The organism is Microbacterium sp. ARD31 (assembly GCF_031844425.1).
The window spans coordinates 196,599-213,617 of sequence record NZ_JAUZVE010000010.1; the positions used below are offsets into that span (position 1 = coordinate 196,599).

The 17,019-nt window shown below is 69.6% G+C and carries 14 protein-coding genes; 6 read left to right on the forward strand and 8 right to left on the reverse strand.

Annotated elements, in window-relative coordinates:
* The first annotated feature begins 34 nt into the window (after positions 1-34).
* Positions 35-1,753: a glycerol-3-phosphate dehydrogenase/oxidase gene (locus Q9S36_RS23410; protein WP_311287243.1), complete on the forward strand. Its 1,719-nt coding sequence runs from the start codon at positions 35-37 to the stop codon at positions 1,751-1,753.
* Between the two features lie 69 nt (positions 1,754-1,822).
* Positions 1,823-3,364: a glycerol kinase GlpK gene (gene glpK, locus Q9S36_RS23415; RefSeq protein WP_311287244.1), complete on the forward strand. Its 1,542-nt coding sequence runs from the start codon at positions 1,823-1,825 to the stop codon at positions 3,362-3,364.
* Positions 3,365-3,376: 12 nt separating this feature from the next.
* Here glpK and Q9S36_RS23420 read toward each other — a convergent pair whose 3' ends face one another.
* Positions 3,377-4,237 carry a DNA-formamidopyrimidine glycosylase family protein gene (locus Q9S36_RS23420; protein ID WP_311287245.1) on the reverse strand — a complete coding sequence of 287 codons (861 nt, stop codon included), beginning with the start codon at positions 4,235-4,237 and terminating at the stop codon, positions 3,377-3,379.
* 33 nt (positions 4,238-4,270) lie between these two features.
* A complete protein-coding gene (gene trpS / locus Q9S36_RS23425) occupies positions 4,271-5,275 on the reverse strand; it encodes a tryptophan--tRNA ligase (RefSeq protein WP_251453301.1) in 1,005 nt (334 codons plus the stop codon).
* Between the two features lie 166 nt (positions 5,276-5,441).
* Between trpS and Q9S36_RS23430 the strand changes: the two genes are divergently transcribed.
* Positions 5,442-6,299 carry a pyruvate, water dikinase regulatory protein gene (locus Q9S36_RS23430; protein ID WP_311287246.1) on the forward strand — a complete coding sequence of 286 codons (858 nt, stop codon included), beginning with the start codon at positions 5,442-5,444 and terminating at the stop codon, positions 6,297-6,299.
* A gap of 22 nt (positions 6,300-6,321) precedes the next feature.
* Positions 6,322-8,718, forward strand: a complete 2,397-nt coding sequence (gene ppsA, locus Q9S36_RS23435; protein ID WP_311287247.1) for a phosphoenolpyruvate synthase — start codon at positions 6,322-6,324, stop codon at positions 8,716-8,718.
* On the opposite strand, the gene Q9S36_RS23440 is transcribed toward ppsA, so the two are convergent.
* The 6 genes from Q9S36_RS23440 to sdhC all read right to left on the reverse strand — a co-directional run bounded on the left by Q9S36_RS23440 (position 8,703) and on the right by sdhC (position 14,379).
* The gene (locus Q9S36_RS23440) at positions 8,703-9,563 is read right to left on the reverse strand and encodes an exodeoxyribonuclease III (RefSeq protein WP_311287248.1); all 861 of its coding nucleotides are present in this window, start codon (positions 9,561-9,563) and stop codon (positions 8,703-8,705) included. The genes ppsA and Q9S36_RS23440 overlap by 16 nt on opposite strands.
* Before the next feature lie 48 nt (positions 9,564-9,611).
* On the reverse strand, positions 9,612-10,739 hold the full coding sequence (locus Q9S36_RS23445) for a YihY/virulence factor BrkB family protein (protein WP_311287249.1): 1,128 nt from the start codon (positions 10,737-10,739) through the stop codon (positions 9,612-9,614).
* Between the two features lie 65 nt (positions 10,740-10,804).
* On the reverse strand, positions 10,805-11,599 hold the full coding sequence (locus Q9S36_RS23450; protein WP_251453296.1) for a succinate dehydrogenase iron-sulfur subunit: 795 nt from the start codon (positions 11,597-11,599) through the stop codon (positions 10,805-10,807).
* Positions 11,599-13,425 carry a succinate dehydrogenase flavoprotein subunit gene (gene sdhA / locus Q9S36_RS23455; RefSeq protein WP_251453295.1) on the reverse strand — a complete coding sequence of 609 codons (1,827 nt, stop codon included), beginning with the start codon at positions 13,423-13,425 and terminating at the stop codon, positions 11,599-11,601. Before sdhA ends, Q9S36_RS23450 begins: the two co-directional genes overlap by 1 nt.
* Before the next feature lie 70 nt (positions 13,426-13,495).
* Positions 13,496-13,945, reverse strand: a complete 450-nt coding sequence (locus Q9S36_RS23460; RefSeq protein WP_251453294.1) for a succinate dehydrogenase hydrophobic membrane anchor subunit — start codon at positions 13,943-13,945, stop codon at positions 13,496-13,498.
* Positions 13,945-14,379 carry a succinate dehydrogenase, cytochrome b556 subunit gene (gene sdhC, locus Q9S36_RS23465; protein WP_251453293.1) on the reverse strand — a complete coding sequence of 145 codons (435 nt, stop codon included), beginning with the start codon at positions 14,377-14,379 and terminating at the stop codon, positions 13,945-13,947. The genes Q9S36_RS23460 and sdhC overlap by 1 nt, the downstream gene beginning before the upstream one ends.
* A gap of 254 nt (positions 14,380-14,633) precedes the next feature.
* Between sdhC and Q9S36_RS23470 the strand changes: the two genes are divergently transcribed.
* Together Q9S36_RS23470 and Q9S36_RS23475 are read left to right on the forward strand one after the other, a co-directional pair.
* Positions 14,634-15,749, forward strand: a complete 1,116-nt coding sequence (locus Q9S36_RS23470; protein ID WP_311287250.1) for a mannose-1-phosphate guanylyltransferase — start codon at positions 14,634-14,636, stop codon at positions 15,747-15,749.
* Between the two features lie 150 nt (positions 15,750-15,899).
* On the forward strand, positions 15,900-17,012 hold the full coding sequence (locus tag Q9S36_RS23475; RefSeq protein ID WP_311287252.1) for a BMP family ABC transporter substrate-binding protein: 1,113 nt from the start codon (positions 15,900-15,902) through the stop codon (positions 17,010-17,012).
* The last annotated feature ends 7 nt before the right edge of the window (positions 17,013-17,019 follow it).

A 17,019-nucleotide genomic window follows, 5' to 3' on the forward strand; every position in this document is an offset into this window, starting at 1 on the left:
AGAATGGGGCAGTCGCGAACCGAAAGGCCCCGAGATGACCCGCACGAGCAACGCCCGCGCCTCCCGCGCCGTCTTCGACCGCCCGCACGCCGACGTGCTCATCATCGGCGGCGGGATCAACGGCATCGCCACCTTCCGCGACCTCGCGCTCCAGGGCGTGGACGTCGTCCTCGTCGAGCGCGACGACTTCGTCTCGGGTGCCTCGGCCGCCTCGTCGCACATGATCCACGGCGGCATCCGCTATCTCGAGAACGGCGAGTTCCGACTCGTGGCCGAGGCGGTCAGCGAGCGCAACGCGCTGCTGCGCACCGCGGCCCACTACGTGAGGCCGCTGCGGACGACCATCCCGATCTACACGACCTTCTCGGGCATCCTCAGCGCGCCGCTGCGGTTCCTCCGCCACGGCAAGGGCGCGCGCCGCGAGCGCGGGGCGGTCCTCATCAAGATCGGCCTGGTGATCTACGACGCGTTCTCGCGCGGGGGCGGGCGTGTGCCGCGCCACTCGTTCCACGGCCGCCGCCGGTCGTTGCAGGAGCTTCCGGCGCTCAACCCGGGCGTGAAGTACACCGCCACCTACTGGGACGCCTCGCTGCACGACCCGGAGCGCCTGGCGATCGACCTGGTCCGCGACGCCCGCGCCGCCGGGGGAGACCGGGCCCGGGCCGCCAACTACACCGCGGCCGTCGCGGGCGAGGACGGGAGCGTCGTCCTCGAGGACACCGTCACGGGCGCGCGCGTGCCGTTCGCGGCATCCGTCGTCATCAACGCCTCGGGCCCGTGGACCGATGTCACCAACCGCGCCCTCGGGGCGCCCACCCGCTTCATGGGGGGCACCAAGGGCTCGCACATCGTGCTCGATCACCCCGAGCTGCTGGCGGCGACGGCGGGGCGTGAACTGTTCTTCGAGCACAAGGACGGCCGCATCGTCCTCATCTACCCCCTCAAGGGGCGCGTGCTCGTGGGCACCACCGACCTGCCCCACGACATGGCCGACCCGATCGTGTGCACCGAGGCCGAGGTCGACTACTTCATCGACCTCATCGGGCACGTGCTGCCGGGGATCCCGGTGGACCGCTCGCAGATCGTCTACCGATTCTCGGGAGTGCGGCCGCTGCCGGGCCACGACGACGTCGCTCCCGGTTTCGTCTCTCGCGACTACCGCATCGAGTCCGCGACGCTCGGCGGGTCGGGCGTGCCGGTGCTGAGTCTCGTCGGCGGCAAGTGGACGACCTTCCGCGCGTCGGCTGAGAGCCTCGCCGATCGGGCTCTCGAGCTGCTCGGCCGCCCCCGCGCCCGCACCACCCGAGGCGTGCCGATCGGAGGCGGCCGCGGCTATCCCGTCACCGACCGCGGCCGGGAGCGGTGGCTGAGCGTGCATTCGTCCGATGTCGGCCGCGAGCGGGCGGCCGTGCTGCTGGACCGGTACGGCACCCACGCCGAGTCCCTCATCCGCGCGCTCGCCGACGACCCCGACGACGCGCCGCTGTCGACGCTGCCGGACTACAGCACCGCCGAACTGGCGTACCTCGCCGGTGACGAGGACGTCGTGCACCTCGACGACCTGCTGCTGCGCCGCACCAGCATCGCCTTCACCGGAGCGGCGACCGAGGCGACCGTCGCCGAGATCGCCGACGTCGTCGCCGAGACGATGGGGTGGGATGCCGCCGCGCGCAGCACCGAGGTGGCGCGGGCTCTGCAGCGCGTACACGCGGCCGACCCCTCGTGGGGTTCCGCGGCGACCGCGATAGCCTGACCCCACCCGCAGCCCGCGACGCCGCGGGCCGACCACGACGCGCGCAGCCGCCGTCGGGAAGGAGACGCCGTGCCCGGGCACGTGATGGCCATCGACCAGGGGACCACCTCGACGCGAGCGATCGTGTTCGACGACCACGGCGTCCCCCGTGCGACGGCGCAGCGGGAGCACGAGCAGATCATGCCGCGCGCCGGATGGGTGGAGCACGATCCGGTCGAGATCTGGACCAACACCGAATGGGTGGTCTCGGCCGCGCTGGACCGAGCGGACATCGCCGCGGCCGACCTCGCGGGGATCGGCGTGACCAATCAGCGCGAGACCGCCATCGTGTGGGATCGCACCACCGGACGCCCCGTGCACAACGCCCTCGTGTGGCAGGACACCCGAACGCAGCCTCGGATCGACGAACTCGCCTCGGGGGAGGAAGGCACGTTCCGCTTCGCCGCGCGCACCGGTCTGCCGCTGGCCACCTACTTCTCCGCGTCGAAGATCGCCTGGATGCTCGACAACGTTCCGGGGGCGCGCGCGGCCGCCGAGCGCGGCGACCTGCTCTTCGGCACCCCCGACACGTGGATCGTGTGGAACCTCACCGGAGGCACACGGGGCGGCATCCACATCACCGACGTCACCAACGCCAGCCGCACCCTGCTGATGGACCTCACCACGCTGGACTGGGCCGACGACCTGCTCGAGGTGTGGGGGATCCCGCGCGCGATGATGCCCGAGATCCGCTCGTCCAGCGCCGTGCTCGGCGAGACGCTGCTGCCCGGCGTCGCCACCGGCGTGCCCATCGCGGGGATCCTCGGCGACCAGCAGGCGGCCACCTTCGGGCAGGCTGCGTTCGACGCGGGCGAGTCGAAGAACACCTACGGGACCGGCAACTTCCTGCTCGTGGGGACCGGCACCGAGATCGTGCGCTCCGAGCGCGGGCTCATCACGACCGTGGCGTACCGGATCGGCGACGAGCCGGCGCATTACGCCCTGGAGGGCTCGATCGCCGTGACGGGTTCGCTCGTGCAGTGGCTGCGCGACAATCTCGGCATCATCCAGCGCTCCGAAGACGTCGAGAGCCTCGCCGGCACCGTCGACGACAACGGCGGGGCGTACTTCGTCCCGGCCTTCTCCGGTCTGTTCGCCCCCTACTGGCGCCCGGACGCCCGTGGCGCGCTGGTGGGTCTCACGCGCTACGTCAACAAGGGGCACATCGCCCGCGCGGCGCTGGAGTCGGCGGCATTCCAGACCCGCGACGTGATCGAGGCCGTGATCGCCGACAGCGGGCAGCAGCTGGCCGAGCTGCGCGTGGACGGCGGCATGACCCGCAATGACATGCTCATGCAGTTCCAGGCCGACATCCTCGGCATCCCCGTGGTGCGCCCGACCGTCGTCGAGACGACGGCACTGGGAGCGGCGTACGCCGCCGGTCTCGCCACGGGCGTGTGGGGGAGCCTCGACGAACTGCGCGCGCACTGGCGCGAGGACGCCCGGTTCGAGCCGCGGATGGAGGAGGAAGAGCGCGCGCGGCGCTACCGCATGTGGAAGAAGGCCGTCACGAAGTCCCTCGACTGGGTCGACGACGACGCCCGGACGCTCATGGGCACCACCGGGCCCTGACGCCGCCGATCCTCACTTGAGCAGGCGCGACAGCCGGCGGTCGGCGAGGATCTTGCCGCCCGTCTGACACGTCGCGCAGTACTCCAGCGAGTTGTCGGCGAAGAACACGCTCCGCACCTCGTCGCCGCACACCGGGCACGCTTCGCCGCGTCGGCCGTGCACGCGCATCCCGCGGCGCTTGGCGTCCTTGAGGTCGGCCGGCGGCTTGCCGGATGCGGTGGCGACGGCATCCGCCAGCGTGTCGGTCAACGCGATGTGGAGCCGGTCGATGTCGGCGTCGTCGAGGGTCGCGGCCAGCGCGTACGGCGACATCTTCGCCACGTGCAGGATCTCGTCGCTGTAGGCGTTGCCGACGCCGGCGATCACGGACTGGTCGCGCAGCACCCCTTTGATCTGCGTGCGGCGGCCCGCGATGAGACCGGCGAGGGTATCGCGGTCGAAGTCCGGATCCATCGGGTCGGGACCGAGGCGGGCGATGCCGGGCACGTCGCCGGGCTCTCGCACCACGTAGACCGCGAGCGACTTCTTGGTGCCGGCCTCGGTCAGGTCGAACCCCGCGCCGTCGGCGAGCGCGACGCGAAGCGCGATGGGCGTCTTCCCGGGGCGGATGACGGTCTTCGGCAGCTCGTCGTACCACCGCAGCCACCCGGCCTTGGCGAGGTGGAACACGAGGTGTCCCGAGCCCGTGGCGAGATCGACGAACTTGCCGTGCCGCTGCGCGCCGGTCACCTCGGCGTCATGGAGGGCGGTCGTCGGCGGATCGTACGTCTTGAGCGCCGCGATGTTCGCCACCGTGATGCGCTCGATCCGCACACCGGTCACCCGCTCGCGGAGGAAGTCCACGAGCCCCTGCACCTCGGGCATCTCGGGCATGCGCCCATCCTGGCACGCCCCCGGGGGATCGGGTCAGGCGCGGCGGAGCAGCCCGACCTTCTCGTACACGTCCGAAAGCGTCCGCCCGGCCACCTCGGCGGCGCGGTCGGCGTTGGCGGCGAGGACCCGATCGAGCTCGGCGGGGTCGTCCAGCAGCTCGAGCGCGCGCTGGCGCACGGGTCCGAACTCGTCGACGACGACCTCCGCGAGCCCCTTCTTGAAGTCCCCGTATCCGCGGCCGGCGTACTCGTCCTCGATCGAGGGGATCTGACGTCCCGTCAGCGCGGCGTAGATCACGAGCAGGTTCGACACTCCGGGCTTGCCCTCGCGGTCGTAGCGCACCGACCCCTCGCTGTCTGTGACGGCGCGCATGATCTTCTTCGCTGATTTCGCCGGGTCGTCCAGGAGCCACAGCACGCCGGCGTCGGTCTCGGCCGACTTCGACATCTTCGCCGTCGGATTCTGCAGATCGTAGATGCGCGCGGTGTCCTGCTGGATCACGGGCATCGGCACGCGGAAGGTCTGCCCGTAACGGCTGTTGAACCGCTCGGCGAGGTCGCGGGTGAGCTCGACGTGCTGCTTCTGGTCGTCGCCGACCGGGACGATGTCGGTCTGGTAGAGCAGGATGTCGGCGGCCATCAGCACCGGGTAGGTGAACAGTCCCACCGAGGTCGCGTCGGCGCCGTAACGCGTGGACTTGTCCTTGAACTGCGTCATCCTCCCGGCCTCGCCGAAGCCGGTGAGGGTCGACAGCACCCACGCCAGCTCGGCGTGGGCGGGCACGTGCGACTGCACGTACAGCGTCGAGCGAGACGGCTCGATGCCGGCGGCGATGTACTGGGCCGCCGTCCGCCGCGTCTTCTCGCGCAGCTCGGCCGGGTCGTTCGGCTGCGTCAGGGCGTGCAGGTCGACGACCGAGAAGAACGCGTCGTACGTGGCTTGAAGGTCGCGCCACTGCATGAGAGCCCCGATGTAGTTGCCGACCTGAAGAGAGTCGGCCGAGGGCTGCATGCCGGAGTAGAGGCGCGGTTTGGTCATCCCTCCATCCTAGAGAGCGGATGCCGCCCGCCTCGGTCGCGGTGATTGCCCCACGGGAAGGAACCGCATTTCTTGCGGGCCCAATGGCCCTAGAACCCGCCGTGAGCCCGCCCTACCGTGAGGAGTGCGGGGCCGCCCGGCCCGGCATCCTCATCGAAAGCGCTCCATGATCGATCCGTCCGTCCCCGTCGCGACCACCACGGCCCCGGTGCCGGTGGCCCACCGCGCGGCGTTCTTCGTGTCGGACAGCACCGGCATCACGGCCGAGACCCTCGGCAGCGCTCTGCTGGTCAACTTCCCCGCGATCCGCTTCGACCACCACACCATCCCGTTCGTCGACACCGAAGACGGTGCGCGTCGCGTGGTGGAGCAGATCGACCGGAGCGCGGATGCCGGCAAGGCGCCCGTGGTCTTCACCACCGTGAAGCAGGCGGACCTGCGGGCCGTCCTCGGCCGGGCGCGCGCGGTCATCGTCGACCTCCTCGCCGGACACCTGACCGAGCTGGAGGAGGCCTTCGGCGCGGACGCGTCCGAGCAGCGCGGACAGTTCCACGGCGTGGGCGACATGGAGCGCTATCACGCCCGCATGCGGGCGGTGGAGTACGCCATCGAGCACGACGACGGGCAGAGCATGCGCGCGCTCGACATCGCGGACGTGATCATCATCGCCCCGTCGCGATGCGGCAAGACACCCACGACGATGTACCTGGCGCTGCAGTACGGACTGCTCGTGGCCAACTACCCGCTCACCGAGGACGACTTCCCGTCCGAGGGCCTGCCCCGCACCGTCGCCCCCTACGCCGCGCGCTGCTTCGGGCTGACGACGACGCCGCTGCGCCTCAGCCAGGTGCGTCATGAGCGGCGCCCGAACTCCCGGTACGCCAGCCTCGAGCAGTGCACGAGAGAGCTGCGTCGCGCCGAGGACCTGTACCGGCGCACCCGCGTCCCCTTCCTCAACTCCGCCACGAAGAGCGTGGAGGAGATGTCCGCGGTCATCATGCAGACCATGAAACTGCGTGCGTGACCGCCCCGCGAAAGGCACCCCGATGACCAACATCCTCTGGTTCCATGAGATCGGCATGGCCGACCTGCCGCAGGTGGGCGGCAAGAACGCTTCGCTCGGCGAGATGGTGTCCCACCTCGCCGATGCCGGAGTGACCGTGCCCGGCGGCTTCGCCACCACCGCCGACGCCTATCGCTCGTTCCTGGCGGCGGACGGGCTGGTCGATCGCATCCGGACGGCCGTCGAGGCGATCGACATCGACGACGTCGCCGCGCTGTCGCGGGTGGGGGCCTCGGTGCGGGCGTGGATCGAGCAGCAGCCGCTGCCGGCGGACCTCGAGCGCGACATCCGCGAAGCGTACGCGCGGCTGCTCGCCGGCGACCCCGACCCCGACGCGGTCACGTGGGCGGTGCGCTCCAGCGCCACCGCCGAGGACCTTCCCGACGCCTCGTTCGCCGGCCAGCAGGAGACCTTCCTCAACATCGGCGGCGTCGAGAACATCCTGCACGCCGTGCGCGCCGTCTACGCCTCGCTGTACAACGACCGCGCGATCGCCTACCGCGTGCACAACGGTTTCGACCACCACGACGTGGCCCTCTCCGCCGGCATCCAGCGGATGGTCCGCTCGGACGTGGGCGCGTCGGGGGTGATGTTCACCGTAGACACCGAGTCGGGATTCGACCGGGCGGTCTTCATCACCAGCGCGTACGGGCTGGGCGAGGCGGTCGTGCAGGGAGCGGTGAACCCCGATGAGTTCTACGTCTACAAGCCGGCGCTCGCCGCCGGTCGGCCGGCGATCCTGAAGCGTTCGGTCGGCGAGAAGGCCATCGCCATGCGCTACACCGCCGGCACCCACGTCGGCGGGAGCACCGTGTTCGCCGACGTCGGCATCGAGGATCGTCGGCGGTTCAGCATCGACGACACCGACGTCACGGAGCTCGCCCGCCAGGCGGTCACCATCGAGGAGCACTACGGCCGCGCGATGGACATCGAGTGGGCCAAGGACGGCGTCGACGGTCGCCTGTACATCCTGCAGGCGCGGCCGGAGACCGTCGTCTCGCGCGAGGACGGCAACGTGATGCGCCGGTTCTCCCTCGCCGCCCGCGGCGAGGTCGCCGTCGTCGGTCGCGCCATCGGGCAGAAGATCGGCGCCGGCCCGGTGCGGGTGCTGACCGACCTCTCGCAGATGGACGCCTTCGCCGTCGGCGACGTCCTGGTGGCCGATATGACCGATCCCGACTGGGAGCCGATCATGAAGAAGGCCGCCGCGATCGTCACCGACCGCGGCGGGCGCACGTGCCATGCGGCGATCATCGCGCGGGAGCTGGGCATCCCCGCCGTCGTCGGCACCGGGGACGCCACGCGCGTGCTGGTCGGAGGCGACGACGTCACCGTCTCGTGCGCCGAGGGCGACGAGGGCTTCGTCTACCGCGGGATCCTCGACTTCGCCGAAGAGCTCACCGAGCTCGACCGGATGCCGGAGGTGCCGGTGAAGATCATGATGAACGTCGGCACTCCCGACCAGGCCTTCTCGTTCTCGAAGCTCCCGCACGCCGGAGTCGGACTCGCACGGCTGGAGTTCATCATCAACCGGCAGATCGGCATCCACCCGCGGGCGCTGCTGGAGCACGACACGCTCCCGGCGGAGCTGCGGGACGAGATCTCGGAGCGGATCGCCGCGTATCCGTCACCCCGGGACTACTTCGTGGAGCGCATCGCCGAGGGGGTGTCGATGATCGCCGCAGCCTTCGCCCCCGAGCCGGTCATCGTGCGCATGAGCGACTTCAAATCCAACGAGTACGCGAACCTGCTGGGCGGGGATCGGTACGAGCCGCACGAGGAGAATCCGATGCTCGGCTGGCGGGGCGCTTCGCGGTACGTCTCGCCGGACTTCCGGGCGTGCTTCGACATGGAGTGCGACGCGCTGCGGTTCGTGCGGGACGAGATGGGTCTCACCAACGTCAAGGTGATGGTGCCGTTCGTCCGCACCGTCGCCGAAGGCGCCGGTGTCGTCGGGCTCCTCGCCGAGAACGGACTGCGCCGCGGCGAGAACGGGCTCGAGGTCATCATGATGTGCGAGGTGCCCTCCAACGCGCTGCTGGCGGACGAGTTCCTCGATCATTTCGACGGCTTCTCGATCGGCTCCAACGACATGACCCAGCTCGTGCTGGGCCTGGACCGGGATTCGTCCCTGGTCGCCTCGACCTTCGACGAGCGGGACCCGGCGGTGCTGAAGGTGCTCGCGATGGCGATCGAGGCGGCCACGCGACGTGGCAAGTACATCGGGATCTGCGGACAGGGTCCCTCGGACCATCCGGACCTCGCCGATTGGCTCGTCGACCGGGGGATCGGATCCATGTCGCTGAACCCCGACACGGTCGTCGAGACCTGGATGCGGCTCGCGCGCAGGACGGCGGGGGCGGCTCAGCCGATCTCGTAGTCCGCGATGACAGGGGCGTGGTCGCTCCAGCGGGTGTCCCACGACGGCGCGCGGTCGACGCGGTAGCCGTGCGCCCCGTCCGCCAGGGCGGGCGTGGCGAGGTGGTAGTCGATCCGCCAGCCGGTGTCGTTGTCGAAGGCGCGTCCGCGCATGGACCACCACGTGTAGGGCCCGTCGACATCGCCCGCCGCGCGCCGCCCCACGTCGATCCAGCCGAGCCCGGTGCCGCGCGTGCCGTCGACGCAGGCGACCTCGGCGCCGGCGTCGCCGAGGAAGCGGTCGAAGTACGCCCGCTCTCGCGGCAGGAACCCCGATTTCTTGACGTTGCCCTTCCAGTTTCGGATGTCGAGTTCGCGGTGGCCGACGTTCAGATCGCCCATCACGAGCGCGTGCCGCGCGTGCGCGGCCAACTGCGGCAGACGGATCTCCATCGCGTCGAGGAACGCCCACTTCGGATCCTGTCGCGCGGTGCCGGCCTCGCCCGTGTGGACGTAGGCGCTCACGACGGTGAGCGCCGTGCCCGCGATGTCGAAGTCCGCCTCGATCCACCGGCCCGCGGCGTCCAGCGGCTCGAGGTCGGGGTCGTCGTCCCGCAGGATGCGGCGGACCTCGCCCGCCGGCATCCGGCTGGCGATCGCCACGCCCGCGCGCCCCTTCGCGGCGGCTTCGTCGTTGACGATGTGCCATCCCGGCAGGGCGGTCGCGAGGTCATCGGCCGTGGCCCGCACCTCCTGCAGCGCCATGATGTCGACGCCGGCCGTCTCGAGCCAGTCGCTCATCCCCTTGCGGACTGCGGCCCGGATGCCGTTGACGTTGATGGAGGCGATGCGAAGGCGGGAAGACACGACGCACAGCCTAACCGGGGCCACCGACACCGGCGCCCCGGGGCCCGGTCACTCCAGCAGAGAGCCCCGTTTCGGCGGCGGGGGCGCCGACGCCTTAAGTTCCGACAGGGCGCGCTCGGCTGCGGCCACCTCGCGTCGTGCGCCCCACCGGGAGTACCACGACGCGTGCTCGAGGCGCTCGCGGGCATCGCGGAGGCGCACCTTGGCCGCCACCGCGAGGGCGCGGTGCTCCGAGGCGCGGCGCTCCTCCTCGGTCCATTCCACCAGCGGCATATCGGCGTCGATCGTCGACACGGCCATCCATGAGGCCGCCACCAGGACCACGATCCCGACGAGCCGGAACCACAGGAGCAGGCCGATGAAGACGGCGAAGGTCGCCAGCAGCACGTTCGTCGGGGTGTAGGTGAACGCCAGGCCCGCTCCGATCTGCAGGATCGCCGTGGCGGTGCCGCCGAGGATCGCGCCCGGCCACACGCGCCGCCACCGCAGAGCCGTTCCGGCGAGGAACTTCACCAGCACGGCCAGCACGGCGGTGTTGAGGGCGAACAGCAGGACCAGCGCGATCGCGCTCACCCCGAGGCTGAACCAGACCGAGCCGGTGCTCCAGCCGAGGAACGTGAAGAGCACGTCCAGAGCCCACGTGCCGGCGGATGTCAGCGCCCATCCCACCAGCAGTGCCGTCCCGAACGCGGCCGCCGCGAGGAAGTCGGTCGCTTTGAGCAGCAGGTAGGAGCGCGGGTCGGGCGGGATGCCGAAGATGTCGCGGACGGCGCGGCGGGAGAAGGTGATCGAGCCGATCGCGGTCCAGATCAGCGCGCCTGCGGCGATCGCACCGGTGATGCTCAGCACGCCGCTGCTGCCGGTGGCGATCCGCGTCACCTGCGCGGGGGTGAACAGACCGCCGCTGTTGGAGATGATGCCGGGGATGTAGCTGTTGATGAGGTCGATGAGTCCGTTGACGGCCTCTTGGCTGCCGCCGAGCCACAGACCGACGCTCGCGAAGACGACGTAGACCGTCGCGAACGCGGCGAACAGGGCCTGATAGCTCACGCCGGCCGACAGCAGGAACCCGTTGTGCTGCAGGAAGTGACGCCACACGCGGATCGGGAACCACTCCAGCGTGCGCCGGGTCACCGCGGTGGCACGCTGTAGTGCCCGGACCCCCGTTTCGCTCACCACGCCACACTATCGATCAGCGCGACGACCGATGACCGCGAGATCGCTCGTGCCCGGGCGGGGAGTCAGCCCCGCAGCACCGCCTGCTTGACCTCGGCGATCGCCTTGGTGACCTCGATGCCGCGCGGGCAGGCCTCGGTGCAGTTGAAGGTCGTGCGGCACCGCCAGACGCCCTCTTTGTCGTTGAGGATGTCGAGACGCACGTCTCCGGCGTCGTCGCGCGAGTCGAAGATGAAGCGGTGCGCGTTGACGATGGCCGCGGGGCCGAAGTACTGACCATCGGTCCAGAAGACCGGGCACGACGAGGTGCACGCGGCGCACAGGATGCACTTGGTCGTGTCGTCGAAGACCTCACGGTCGACGATCGACTGGATCCGCTCCTTGCCCGGCTCGGGCTTCGTGCTCGAGATCAGGAACGGCTGCACTTCGCGGTACGACGCGAAGAACGGCTCCATGTCGACGACGAGGTCCTTCTCGAGCGGCAGGCCCTTGATCGCCTCGACGTAGATGGGCTGCGAGATGTCGAGGTCCTTGATGAGCGTCTTGCACGCCAGGCGGTTCCGGCCGTTGATGCGCATCGCGTCGGACCCGCAGATGCCGTGCGCGCAGGACCGGCGGAAGGTCAGCGACCCGTCCACCTCCCACTTGATCTTGTGGAGGGCGTCGAGCACCCGGTCGGTGGAGTAGAGCTCGACGTCGTAGTCGACCCAGCGCGGCTCGTCGTCGACCTCGGGGTCGAAACGGCGGATGATGAAGGTCACGAGGAACGACTGGATGCCGGTGTCGTTCGCCGCCTCGTCCGCGCGTGCGGGTGCATCGGCGTCGGTGCGCTCGATGACGTCGGTTGCCGAGGTGGCCATCAGTACTTCCTCTCCAACGGCGGGTAGCGCAACTCGCCGGCGTCGTTCTTCGTGAAGACGACCGGCTTCCAGTCGAGGCGGATGTGGTCCTCGGCGTGCGAAGACCCGGCATCGCCGGAGAGATACGCCATGGTGTGCTGCATGTACTGCTCGTCGTCGCGCGTGGGGAAGTCGTCGCGCATGTGACCGCCGCGACTCTCCTTGCGGTTGCGGGCGGTGACGACGACGACCTCGGCGATGTCGAGCAGGAAGCCGAGCTCGACCGCCTCGAGCAGGTCGGTGTTGAACCGCTTGCCCTTGTCGTCGACGTGGATGTTCTTGAAGCGCTCGCGCAGCTCGGCGATCACCTCGAGCACCTCGCCGAGGGACTCCTCGGTGCGGAAGACCTGGGCTTTGCGGTCCATCTCGTCCTGCAGCGTCTTGCGCAGCACCGCGATCCGCTCGGTTCCCGGGTTCGATCGCAGGCCCTCGATCATGTCGCGGACCTCCTTGGCGGGGTCCTCGGGCAGCGGCACGTAGTCCGCGGTCTGGACGTACTCCACGGCGTAGCGCCCGGCGCGCTTGCCGAAGACGTTGATGTCGAGCAGCGAGTTGGTGCCGAGGCGGTTCGAGCCGTGCACCGACACGCACGCACACTCGCCGGCGGCGTACAGGCCGGGGACGACCGTGTCGTTGTCGCTGAGGACCTCGGCCTTGATGTTCGTGGGGATCCCGCCCATCGCGTAGTGCGCGGTCGGCATCACGGGGACCGGCTCGACCACGGGGTCGACGCCGAGGTAGGTGCGGGCGAACTCGGTGATGTCGGGAAGCTTCGTCTCGAGCACCTCGGCGCCCAGGTGCGTGCAGTCCAGCAGGACGTAGTCGCGATGGGGGCCCGCACCGCGGCCTTCGGCGACTTCCTGCACCATGCAGCGGCTGACGATGTCGCGCGGGGCGAGGTCCTTGATGGTCGGCGCGTAGCGCTCCATGAAGCGCTCGCCCGAGACGTTGCGCAGGATCGCGCCTTCTCCTCGCGCACCCTCGGTGAGCAGGATGCCGAGACCGGCCAGGCCGGTGGGGTGGAACTGGAAGAACTCCATGTCCTCCAGCGGCAGGCCCTTGCGCCAGACGATTCCCACGCCGTCCCCGGTGAGGGTGTGGGCGTTGGAGGTGGTCTTGAAGATCTTGCCGAAGCCGCCCGTGGCGAACACCACGGCCTTCGAGTGGAAGACGTGCAGGTCGCCGGTGGCCAGCTCGTAGGCCACGACCCCGGCGACGCCGGTGGCGCCGTCCTCGCCCTTCACGGTGATCAGGTCGAGCACGTAGAACTCGTTGAAGAAGTTGATGCCCAGCTTCACGCAGTTCTGGAACAGCGTCTGCAGGATCATGTGGCCGGTGCGGTCCGCGGCATAGCAGGCGCGACGCACGGGGCTCTTGCCGTGGTCGGCGGTGTGCCCGCCGAAGCGGCGCTGGTCGATCTTGCCCTCGGGAGTCCGGTTGAAGGGCAGACCCATGTTCTCGAGGTCGATGACCGCGTCGATCGCCTCCTTGGCGAGGATCTCGGCGGCATCCTGATCGACGAGGTAGTCCCCGCCCTTGACCGTGTCGAAGGTGTGCCACTCCCACGAGTCCTCTTCGACGTTGGCCAGCGCCGCGGCCATACCTCCCTGCGCCGCGCCGGTGTGCGAGCGCGTGGGGTAGAGCTTGCTGATGACCGCGGTTCGGGCACCGGGCCCGGCCTCGATGGCCGCGCGCATGCCCGCGCCTCCGGCGCCGACGATGACGATGTCGAACTGGTGGTAGTGGACGCCGTCCTTGACGTAGCTGTCGGGGGTGTCAGTGGTCACGCTGGATGCTTTCCGTCCGGATTGCTGCTCGGCAGAGATGGGGATCGTCGAGTGGGTGGGAGGTCCGCGCCTACGCGCAGACCTCCTGGAGCCATTCGGGGCTGGTCTGGCTGAGGCCCAGGCACGGGTCGAAGGTGAACACGACCAGGGTGCCGAGGAGGATGAGGAAGGCGGCCGAAACCCAGAGGGCGGCCACGAGGATGCGCCGGGTCGTCTCGCCCGCGACGTAGTCGTTGACGATCGTGCGCATCCCGTTCGCACCGTGGATCAGCGCGAGCCAGAGCATCAGGACGTCCCACCACTGCCAGAACGGCGTGGCGAACTTGCCCGCCACGAACGCGAAGTCGATGCCGTGGATGCCCTCGCCCAGCATGAGGTTGACGAAGAGGTGGCCGAAGATCAGCACGACGAGGACGACCCCCGACACGCGCATGTAGATCCAGCCGGCCTTCTCGAGATTCGGACCCTTCCGGCGGGGTGCCGCCGGGGTGCGCGGGTCGGCGATGGTCGCCGCGGACATCAGTTACCCCCTCCGAAGTCGCCGAAGACGTTCATGAGGTGTCGGATGGTGAACGGCACCATCGTCACCACCCACAGGCCCAGCACGCCCCACCACAGCTGCCGCTGGTGCCGCGTGGCCCACGACCAGAAGTCGACGAGGATGATCCGCAGCCCGTTGTAGGCGTGGTACACGACGGCGCCGACGAGCGCGACCTCGCCGAGCCCCATGACGGGGTTCTTGTACGAGGCCATCACCGCGTCATAGGCCTCGGGCGCGACGCGGATGAGCGCCGTGTCGAGCACGTGCACGAGCAGGAAGAAGAAGATGGCGATGCCGGTGATGCGGTGCAGCACCCATGACCACATGCCCTCGTTGCCGCGGTAGAGCGTGCCACGCGGGACCTTCGAAGTGGTCTCGGATACCGACGGTGTGACGCGTGCTGGTGCAGACACGGCCGTCCTCCCTGGATCGATCACGGTGGGGGCGGGTCGATGCCCCTCAGGGCGGCCCGCTCTGGTCGATCGGGTCGCCGGCGTCACGCGGGCGCTCCTGTCATCCTATTCCCGGTTCGGACGCAGGCGCCGCTTAGGCGGGCCTAAGTATCTCGATGTCAAGATAAACGAGACCGATGGGCCCGCGGTGGCCGTCACACGCCCGACATGGGGCGGCCACATGACCGACCACATCACCCGGATACGCTGAGCCCATGCCTGAACCGATCGAGGACTTCTACGCCGTCATACCCGCGGGCGGCATCGGGAGCAGACTGTGGCCGCTGTCGCGCGCCGATGCACCCAAGTTCCTGCATGACCTCACCGGGTCGGGCCACACACTGCTGCGCGACACCTGGAATCGACTCGAGCCCCTCTCGGGTCCCGATCGCATCGCCGTGGTGACCGGTCGCGCGCACCGCGCCGCCGTGGAGCGCGAACTGCCCGGCATCCCCGACATGAACGTCTTCCTCGAATCCGAGCCGCGGGACTCCACCGCGGCGATCGGCCTCGCCGCGGCCATCCTGTCCAAGCGCGAGCCCGACGTCATCATCGGGTCGTTCGCCGCCGACCACGTCATCCGCGTGCCCCACCTGTTCGACTGGGCGGTCCGCCAGGCGATCGCCGTGGCGCGCGAAGGCTACATCTGCACGATCGGCATCCCGCCGACCGAGCCGTCCGTCGGGTTCGGCTACATCAAGAAGGCGGGGGAGCTGATCGTGGACGGGGCCCCCGAGGCGGCGATGGTCGACCACTTCGTGGAGAAGCCCGACCTCGACACCGCCAAGGAGTACTTCGCCGACCGGTCCTACCTGTGGAACGCCGGCATGTTCATCTCCCGGGCCGACGTGCTGCTGGGCGAGATCGCGGAGCAGGAGCCGCAGCTCTACGCCGGTCTCATGGATCTCGCCGAGGCGTGGGACGACCGGGATGAGCGGGGACCCGTCGTCGACCGCGTCTGGCCGACGCTGAAGAAGATCGCCATCGACTACGCCGTCGCCGAGCCGGCCGCCGAGAAGGGTCGCCTCGCCGTCATCCCCGGACACTTCGACTGGGACGACGTCGGCGACTTCGCCAGCCTGGCCAAGCTCAACTCGCACGGCCGCAAGAACGACCTGGCGATACTCGGCGAGAACGCCCGCATCCTCTCCGATGCCGCCAGCGGCATCGTGGTCAGTCAGACGCAGCGGGTGATCAGCCTGATCGGCGTCCGCGACATCGTCGTCGTCGACACCCCCGACGCGCTCCTGGTCACCACCAGCGAGCACGCTCAGCGGGTGAAGGGCGTCGTGGACGCGCTCAAGCTGACCGGTCGCGGCGACGTGCTGTGAGGCCGGTCGCGAGCCCGCCCCGTTGCGGCTTCATTGCGTCTTTGTAACCATTCGGCTCGGCGAGCCGCGCACGAATGCAAGACGCGCGTCACAGTGGGTAACTTTATGCAGTCCCCGTGACGGACTCGGGGCATTGATGGGGAGGCTGAGTTGACCATCTCACGCACCAAGAAGCTCGCAGGCGCCACCGTTGCCGCGGGCCTGCTCGTGGCCCTTGCCGGCTGCGGCACCGCTCCGGAAGGCGCCGGCTCGACCACCGAGCCCGACGACGGCGCGGCCATGACCGACTTCAAGGCCTGCATGGTCTCGGACGAGGGCGGCTTCAACGACAAGTCGTTCAACCAGCTGGGTCTCGCGGGCCTCGAGATGGCGGCCGACGAGCTCGGCTTCGAGATCGCGACCACCGAGTCGCAGTCCGCCAGCGACTACGCGGCCAACCTCGACAACCTCGCGTCGGAGGGCTGCAACCTCATCGTCTCGGTCGGCTTCCTGCTGAGCGCGCCGACCGTCGAGGCGGCCCTGGCCAACCCCGACATCGACTACGCCATCATCGACGACTACGCCGACAACGACTTCGACGGCGAGACCGACGCACCCAACATCAAGCCCCTCGTCTTCGACACCGCCCAGGCGGCCTTCCTCGGCGGCTACGCCGCGGCCTCGTACAGCGAGACCGGCAAGGTCGGCACCTTCGGCGGCGCCAAGATCCCGCCCGTGACGATCTTCATGGACGGCTTCCAGCTCGGCGTGGAGTACTTCAACGAGCAGAACGACGCCGACGTCCAGGTCGTGGGCTGGGACGTCGAGTCGCAGGAGGGCCAGTTCACCGACGAGTTCGCCGCGAACGACCGCGCCAAGCAGGTCGCCCAGGGCATCATCGACCAGGACGTCGACGTGCTGCTGCCCGTCGGCGGCCCGATCTACCAGTCGGCCGCTGAGGCCATCCGCGACTCCGGCGGCGAGATCGCCCTCATGGGCGTGGACGCGGATGTCTACGAGACCGACCCGAGCGTGGCCGACCTGCTCCTCGTGTCGATCCTCAAGGGCATGGACGTCGCGGTGTACGAGGCTGCCGTCTCGGCCGCCAACGACGAGTTCGACGTGACCCCGTTCGTCGGCACGCTCGAGAACGACGGCGTCGGCATCTCGGAGTTCCACGACTTCGAGTCGCTGGTCGACGAGGGTCTGACCGACGAGCTCGAGACGGTGCGTCAGGGCATCATCGACGGTTCGATCCCGGTCGAGTCGCCCGCCTCCCCGTAATCGGCCC

What these genes read in the sequence shown, in the direction of transcription:
- Q9S36_RS23460 (WP_251453294.1), bottom strand. Translation starts at nt 13,945, where the DNA reads ATGTCCGCGGCGACCATCGCCGACCCGCGCACCCCGGCGGCACCCCGC.
- Q9S36_RS23470 (WP_311287250.1), top strand. Translation starts at nt 14,634, where the DNA reads ATGCCTGAACCGATCGAGGACTTCTACGCCGTCATACCCGCGGGCGGC.
- Q9S36_RS23410 (WP_311287243.1), top strand. Translation starts at nt 35, where the DNA reads ATGACCCGCACGAGCAACGCCCGCGCCTCCCGCGCCGTCTTCGACCGC.
- trpS (WP_251453301.1), bottom strand. Translation starts at nt 5,275, where the DNA reads ATGACCAAACCGCGCCTCTACTCCGGCATGCAGCCCTCGGCCGACTCT.
- ppsA (WP_311287247.1), top strand. Translation starts at nt 6,322, where the DNA reads ATGACCAACATCCTCTGGTTCCATGAGATCGGCATGGCCGACCTGCCG.
- Q9S36_RS23430 (WP_311287246.1), top strand. Translation starts at nt 5,442, where the DNA reads ATGATCGATCCGTCCGTCCCCGTCGCGACCACCACGGCCCCGGTGCCG.
- Q9S36_RS23420 (WP_311287245.1), bottom strand. Translation starts at nt 4,237, where the DNA reads ATGCCCGAGATGCCCGAGGTGCAGGGGCTCGTGGACTTCCTCCGCGAG.
- Q9S36_RS23450 (WP_251453296.1), bottom strand. Translation starts at nt 11,599, where the DNA reads ATGGCCACCTCGGCAACCGACGTCATCGAGCGCACCGACGCCGATGCA.